The following is a 6,481-nucleotide window of genomic DNA, read 5'->3' on the forward strand; positions in this document are numbered from 1 at the left end:
TCCCCTGTAATCGGGGGGCGGCCTCGCGTCGTTGAACACCAGTTGCGAACCAGTGCGAACCAGGAGGTGCCGAGCCGATGGCGCTCGACCAGTCCTTCGTAGGGCGGTCCTACCCGCCCACCGACCCGTACGAGGTCGGCCGGGAGAAGATCCGTGAATTCGCGGAAGCGGTGGGAGATCCCCATCCCGCCTACACGGACCCGGACGCGGCCAAGGCCCTCGGCCACCCCGATGTGATCGCGCCGCCGACTTTCGTGTTCGCGATCACTTTCAAGGCCGCGGGGCAGGTCGTCCAGGACCCGCAACTGGGTCTCGACTACAGCCGGGTCGTGCACGGCGACCAGAAGTTCGTCCACCGGCGCCCGGTGCGCGCGGGGGACCGGCTGACGGTCACGTCCACCATCGAGGCGATCAAGTCGATGGCGGGCAACGACATCCTGGACATTCGAGGCGAGGTCCGCGACGAGGCCGGCGAGCACGTGGTGACCGCCTGGACCAAGCTCGTGTCCCGTGCGGCCGAGGGGGCGTGAACCGATGACCGCGAAGATCGCGTACGACGACGTCGAGGTCGGCACCGAGCTGCCGGCCCAGACCTTCGGAGTGACCCGCGCCACGCTCGTGCAGTACGCGGGCGCCTCGGGGGACTTCAACCCGATCCACTGGAACGAGAAGTTCGCCAAGGAGGTCGGCCTCCCGGACGTCATCGCGCACGGCATGTTCACCATGGCCGAGGCGATCCGGGTCGTCACCGACTGGGCCGGAGACCCGGGCGCGGTCGTCGAGTACGGCGTCCGCTTCACGAAGCCCGTCGTCGTCCCGAACGACGACGAGGGCGCCACGATCGAGGTCAGCGGCAAGGTCGCCGTCAAGCTCGACGACAACACCGTCCGCGTCGACCTCGTGGCGATGAGCGCGGGCCAGAAGGTGCTGGGCATGTCCCGGGCCGTCGTACGACTGGCCTGACGACTGGCCTGGCGGACCGCAGGGTTACGAGTAAGGGGCGCCCGCCATTGCGGGTGCCCCTTACTCGTACGCACTCTCCGTCTCTTCGCGGCCTCTCCGGGCCACCCCCTTGACTTAGTTAGTGATTGAGTACTAACTTCGTCGCATGGTCAGGATGAGCGCAGAGGAACGGCGTGAGAGCGTCATTCGCGCGGCGATGAGCGAGTTCGCCCGGGGCGGCTACTACGGCACGTCCACCGAGGCGATCGCCAAGCGCGTGGGGGTCTCGCAGCCGTACCTCTTCCGGCTCTTCCCCGGCAAGAAGGCGATCTTCCTCGCGGCCGCCGAACGCTGCCTGGAGGACACCGTCCGCGCGTTCGAGGTGGCCTCCGAGGGGCTGCACGGCGAAGAAGCCCTGCACTCCATGGCGGACGCGTACACGAAGGTCATCGCCGAGGAGCCCGAGCGGCTGCTCATGCAGATGCAGATGTATGTCGCGGTGGCGGCGGCCGAGCAGGCCGGCGACCGCGAGCTCGGCGAGGCGGTGCGGGCCGGCTGGATGCGGCTGTGGGAGACCGTCCACCTGCCGCTCGGCGCCGACGTCGACGAGACCACCGACTTCCTGGCCTACGGGATGCTCATCAACAGCCTGGTGGCCATGGGGTTCCCGGCCGAGCACCGGGTGTGGGAAGGGCTCTACCCGTCGGCCCGGGTCAAGGGCCGGCTCGAACACTGAAGCGGAACGTCGAAGTTGAACGCCTAATCGCAATGCCTGAGTGCAACGCGCGACGGAACACCGGGGCACAGGTGGAGGCGGCGGAGAGCGGCGCCTTTTCATGACCTCAAAAGTTAGTCATCAATAACTAACCGAAACTAGCGATAACCCGCTGGGGGAGCGATGTCACAGCAGACCGAACGTCGCGGGGGAGCCGTCTGGGCCCTCGTCATCACCAGCGTCGCCGGATTCATGGCGGCCCTCGACAACCTCGTCGTCACCACCGCACTGCCCTCGATCCGCAAGGACTTCGGGGGAGCGCTCGACGACCTGGAATGGACCGTGAGCGCGTACACGCTCACCTTCGCCGTGCTGCTGATGTTCGGCGCGGCCCTGGGCGACCGGTTCGGCCGCCGCCGGCTCTTCCTCGTCGGCATCACCGTCTTCACCGGCGCGTCCGCCGCAGCGGCCATGGCGCCCGGCATCGACTCGCTGATCGCCGCCCGCGCAGTCCAGGGCGTCGGCGCGGCCATCATGATGCCGCTCACCCTGACCCTGCTGACGGCCGCCGTGCCGGCCGCCAAGCGCGGGATGGCGTACGGGATATGGGGTGCCGTCAACGGTCTCGCGGTCGCCTCGGGGCCGCTCATCGGAGGCAGCCTCACCGAACACCTGTCCTGGCAGTGGATCTTCTGGCTGAACGTTCCGCTGGGTCTCGCCCTGCTGCCGCTCGCCCGGCTGCGCCTCTCGGAGTCGTTCGGCGCCGGCGCCCCGCTCGACATCCGCGGCACCCTGCTCGCCAGCGGCGGCCTCTTCGGCATCGTGTACGGGCTGGTCCGGGCGCCTGTAGTCGGCTGGAGCGACGGTGTCGTGCTGCTCGCCCTGTTCGCCGGTACGGCTCTGCTCACCGGCTTCGTCTTCCACGGCATGCGGGCGAAGAACCCGATGCTGCCGATTCGCCTCTTCCGTAGTCGCGCCTTCGCCGGGATCAACGCGGCGAGCCTGCTGATGTTCCTCGGGATGTTCGGCTCGATCTTCCTGCTCAGCCAGTACATGCAGGGCGTGCTCGGCTACTCGCCCACCGAGGCGGGGCTGCGCATGCTGCCGTGGACCGGTATGCCGATGCTCGTCGCGCCGGTCGCCGGCTATCTGTCGGACCGCGTCGGCGGCCGTCCCGTCGTCGCGACGGGTCTGTTCCTGCAGGCCGTCGGACTCGGGTGGTTCGCCGTCGTGGTCGAGGCGGACACGTCGTACGCCGCGCAGCTGCCCGCGCTGATCATCAGCGGAATCGGGATGTCCCTCTTCTTCGCTCCCGCCTCCAGCCTGGTCATGTCCAGCGTCCGGGCGCAGGAGCAGGGAATCGCGTCCGGCGCCAACAACGCGCTGCGCGAGGTCGGTGGGGCGCTCGGTATCGCGGTGATGGCCTCGATCTTCTCCGCGCAGGGTGGCTACGAGAGCGCGCAGACCTTCGTGGACGGGATCCGGCCGGCGCTGTGGGTGGGGTCGGCGGCGGTGGCCCTGGCAGGGGTCGGGGCGCTGTACATCCCGCGCCGGCGGACTGAGGACGAGTTTCAGGAGGTCACGGAGGCGGCCGTGTCCGGACCCGTACTGGAGACCGCGTCGCGGTGAGCCGAGTCTGCGGGCCGGTGGGGGCGGGCCGCGCAGTTCCCCGCGTCCCTCGTCGGGAGCGGGGCTGCGCCCCGGCTCCCGCCCCCACCGGCCCGCACGGAGAACGCGACATCAGGTGTACCGAAGGTGCCCGCACCTGCTGAGAACGGCCCCGCCGGAACCGGCGGGGCCGTTCTCGTACTCTGGGGACGTGCAGGAACTCCACGACACCGCCCTCGCCCCGCTGACCACCTTCCGGCTCGGTGGTCCCGCCGACCGGCTGATCACCGCGACCACCGACGACGAGGTGATCGCCGCCGTCCGCGAGGCCGACGACTCCGGTACGCCGCTGCTGCTGATCGGCGGCGGATCCAACCTGGTCATCGGCGACAAGGGCTTCCAGGGCACCGCCCTGCGCATCGCCACGCGCGGCTTCGAACTCGACGGTACGAAGCTGGAGCTGGCCGCCGGTGAGGCGTGGACCGACGCGGTCGCCCGTACCGTCGAGGCCCGTCTCGCGGGCATCGAGTGCCTCGCCGGAATCCCGGGCTCCGCCGGTGCGACACCGATCCAGAACGTGGGCGCGTACGGCCAGGAAGTGTCGTCGACGATCACCGAAGTGATCGCCTATGACCGCGAGAGCCGTGAGACGGTCACCATGTCGAACGCCGAGTGCGCCTTCTCGTACCGGCACAGTCGATTCAAGAGCGATCCCGAGCGGTTCGTGGTGCTGCGTGTCCGTTTCGAGCTGGAGGACGCCGCCGGGCTGTCCGCGCCGCTGAGGTACGCCGAGACGGCCCGCATGCTCGGTGTCGGACCCGGCGACCGCGTGCCCGTGGACGAGGCCCGCGAGACCGTCCTGAAGCTGCGCTCCGGGAAGGGCATGGTCCTCGACCCCGAGGACCACGACACCTGGTCGGCCGGCTCGTTCTTCACCAACCCGATCCTCACGCGCGAGGAGTTCGCCGCGTTCCACGCGCGCGTGGTGGAGCGCCTGGGCGAGGGAGTGGTCCCGCCCGCCTATCCCGCGGACGACGAGCACACCAAGACCTCCGCGGCCTGGCTGATCGACAAGTCGGGCTTCACCAAGGGGTACGGCACCGGCCCCGCCCGTATCTCCACCAAGCACACCCTGGCCCTCACCAACCGGGGCGGCGCCACCACGGAGGACCTCCTCGCGCTCGCCCGCGAGGTCGTCGCGGGCGTCCACGACGCCTTCGGGATCACGCTCGTCAACGAACCGGTGACGGTGGGCGTCAGCCTCTGAGACGGTATTTCGCTTGTCGGCGGACCGGACCGGCGGTCACCCTGGGGTCATGAGGGAACTCCCGTGCGGCTGAGGGTCACCGAGTTCAGGCCGCGAGCCGGCCGGTACGCGTTCCGGGTCGTCCAGCCACGCCCCGCCCTGCGGCACACCACACTCAGCGACCCCCTGCGCGAGTGGGGCTATCTGCTCGGGGACCACGACGGGCTCTCCCGCCTCGCCGCGCTGTTCTCGTTCGCCGCGCACTCCCCGCACACGGTCGTCCACGTCCCGCTGCGCGACGGTGTTCCCCGGCAGTACGCGCCAGGGGTGCCGGTGGACCTGGTCCTCGCCCACCGGACCCTGGGCCTGCGGCCGTCCGTCTGGCCCGCGCTGCGCCGCGGGCTGACCCGGGGCACCCCGGGCACCGTCCGCACCGACGAACAGCGGACCGCGCGCCATGCCGCCGGCTGGCAGGCGCGCTGGGACCGGCGCTGGGACCGCCTCGACCCGGTGGACCGGATCCGGCCCGCGACGCACGCCCGGACGCTGTTCCTCTTCGGCGCCCGGGACACCTTCGCCTCGGCGTCCGTCCACCTTGAGCTGGCGGCCGGTTTCGGCCCGCTCGGCAAGGGGGCGGCCAAGGGGCACGACGTGCTGGTCACCTCGCTCACCCCGCATCTGCCGCTGACCCGGGGGCGGGGGCCGGAGCTGGACATCGGCTTCCAGGCCCACCCGCCCCACGCCCACTTCAGGCGACCGGGGCGGTCAGCCAGTCGTCGACCCCGGACAGCAGCTTCTCCCTGATGTCGGGCGGGGCCGCCGAGGCGCGTACCGACTGCCGTGCCAGCTCGGCCAGTTCGGCGTCCGTGAAGCCGTGGTGGCGGCGCGCGATGTCGTACTGGGCGGCCAGCCGGGAGCCGAACAGCAGCGGGTCGTCCGCGCCGAGCGCCATGGGCACGCCCGCCTCGAAAAGTGTGCGCAGGGGGACGTCCTCCGGCTTCTCGTAGACCCCCAGGGCGACGTTCGAGGCCGGGCAGACCTCGCAGGTGATGCCGCGGTCCGCGAGCCGCTTCAGCAGCCGCGGGTCCTCGGCGGCCCGCACCCCGTGCCCGATCCGCGAGGCGTGCAGGTCGTCCAGGCAGTCGCGGACGGACGCGGGGCCCGTCAGCTCACCGCCGTGCGGCGCGGCCAGCAGCCCGCCCTCGCGGGCGATCGCGAAGGCGCGGTCGAAGTCCCGCGCCATGCCCCGCCGCTCGTCGTTGGAGAGCCCGAACCCGACGATGCCCCGGTCCGCGTACCGGACGGCCAGCCGGGCCAGCGTGCGGGCGTCCAGGGGGTGCTTCATCCGGTTCGCGGCGACCAGGACCCGCATACCGAGCCCGGTCTCGCGCGAGGCCGTGTCCACCGCGTCCAGGATGACCTCCAGGGCGGGGATGAGACCGCCCAGACGCGGCGCGTACGACGTGGGGTCGACCTGGATCTCCAGCCACCCCGAGCCGTCCTTGAGGTCCTCCTCGGCGGCCTCGCGCACGAGCCGCTGGATGTCCTCGGGATCTCTGAGGCACGACCGCGCCGCGTCGTACAGCCGCTGGAAGCGGAACCAGCCGCGCTCGTCCGTCGCCCGCAGTTTGGGCGGCTCGCCGCTCGTCAGCGCGTCGGGCAGATGAATCCCGTGCTTGTCGGCCAGTTCCAGCAGGGTGGTGTGCCGCATCGAACCGGTGAAATGCAGGTGCAGATGAGCCTTGGGCAGCTCAGAGACCTTACGTACGTGCTCCATTCAAGGATCCTGCCGCACGCCGGCGCCGTATCGGTAGCGCTTTCCCTGAACGTGGTCTTGCTCGCACGAAGAAACGAGGGAGCGCGGGACACGAAGAGGCGGGGCGCCGACCCCGGGGGAGGCGGGCCCCCCCCCCCCCGGGAAGGATCGGGGTGAGATCATAAATGCGTGGGGCGGCAACAGGCATTGCCAC

The 6,481-nt window shown here is 70.7% G+C and carries 7 protein-coding genes; 6 read left to right on the forward strand and 1 reads right to left on the reverse strand.

Annotated elements, in window-relative coordinates; all coding sequences use genetic code 11:
* Positions 1–77: 77 nt before the first annotated feature.
* From ACFVH5_RS06890 to ACFVH5_RS06915, 6 genes are all read left to right on the forward strand, one after another.
* The gene (locus ACFVH5_RS06890) at positions 78–530 is read left to right on the forward strand and encodes a MaoC family dehydratase N-terminal domain-containing protein (RefSeq protein ID WP_384801155.1); all 453 of its coding nucleotides are present in this window, start codon (positions 78–80) and stop codon (positions 528–530) included.
* A 4-nt stretch (positions 531–534) separates the two neighbouring features.
* A complete protein-coding gene (locus ACFVH5_RS06895; RefSeq protein ID WP_384801157.1) occupies positions 535–963 on the forward strand; it encodes a MaoC family dehydratase in 429 nt (142 codons plus the stop codon).
* Between the two features lie 145 nt (positions 964–1,108).
* Positions 1,109–1,678 carry a TetR/AcrR family transcriptional regulator gene (locus ACFVH5_RS06900; RefSeq protein ID WP_385832542.1) on the forward strand — a complete coding sequence of 190 codons (570 nt, stop codon included), beginning with the start codon at positions 1,109–1,111 and terminating at the stop codon, positions 1,676–1,678.
* Between the two features lie 162 nt (positions 1,679–1,840).
* Positions 1,841–3,286 carry an MFS transporter gene (locus ACFVH5_RS06905; RefSeq protein WP_385832543.1) on the forward strand — a complete coding sequence of 482 codons (1,446 nt, stop codon included), beginning with the start codon at positions 1,841–1,843 and terminating at the stop codon, positions 3,284–3,286.
* 190 nt (positions 3,287–3,476) lie between these two features.
* The gene (locus tag ACFVH5_RS06910; RefSeq protein WP_385832544.1) at positions 3,477–4,532 is read left to right on the forward strand and encodes a UDP-N-acetylmuramate dehydrogenase; all 1,056 of its coding nucleotides are present in this window, start codon (positions 3,477–3,479) and stop codon (positions 4,530–4,532) included.
* Between the two features lie 63 nt (positions 4,533–4,595).
* Positions 4,596–5,315 (forward strand): hypothetical protein, encoded by a 720-nt coding sequence (locus ACFVH5_RS06915; protein ID WP_385832545.1) that lies wholly within the window; start codon positions 4,596–4,598, stop codon positions 5,313–5,315.
* Here the strand turns inward: ACFVH5_RS06915 and ACFVH5_RS06920 are convergent.
* Positions 5,260–6,288 (reverse strand): adenosine deaminase, encoded by a 1,029-nt coding sequence (locus tag ACFVH5_RS06920; protein ID WP_384801171.1) that lies wholly within the window; start codon positions 6,286–6,288, stop codon positions 5,260–5,262. The two genes, ACFVH5_RS06915 and ACFVH5_RS06920, sit on opposite strands and share 56 nt — an antisense overlap.
* Positions 6,289–6,481 lie beyond the last annotated feature (193 nt).

This window comes from Streptomyces sp. NPDC127119, assembly GCF_042677425.1.
GTDB lineage: Bacteria > Actinomycetota > Actinomycetes > Streptomycetales > Streptomycetaceae > Streptomyces.

Coding starts and splice junctions, on each gene's coding strand:
- ACFVH5_RS06890 (WP_384801155.1), top strand. CDS start 78: ATGGCGCTCGACCAGTCCTTCGTAGGGCGGTCCTACCCGCCCACCGAC.
- ACFVH5_RS06895 (WP_384801157.1), top strand. CDS start 535: ATGACCGCGAAGATCGCGTACGACGACGTCGAGGTCGGCACCGAGCTG.
- ACFVH5_RS06900 (WP_385832542.1), top strand. CDS start 1,109: ATGGTCAGGATGAGCGCAGAGGAACGGCGTGAGAGCGTCATTCGCGCG.
- ACFVH5_RS06905 (WP_385832543.1), top strand. CDS start 1,841: ATGTCACAGCAGACCGAACGTCGCGGGGGAGCCGTCTGGGCCCTCGTC.
- ACFVH5_RS06920 (WP_384801171.1), bottom strand. CDS start 6,288: ATGGAGCACGTACGTAAGGTCTCTGAGCTGCCCAAGGCTCATCTGCAC.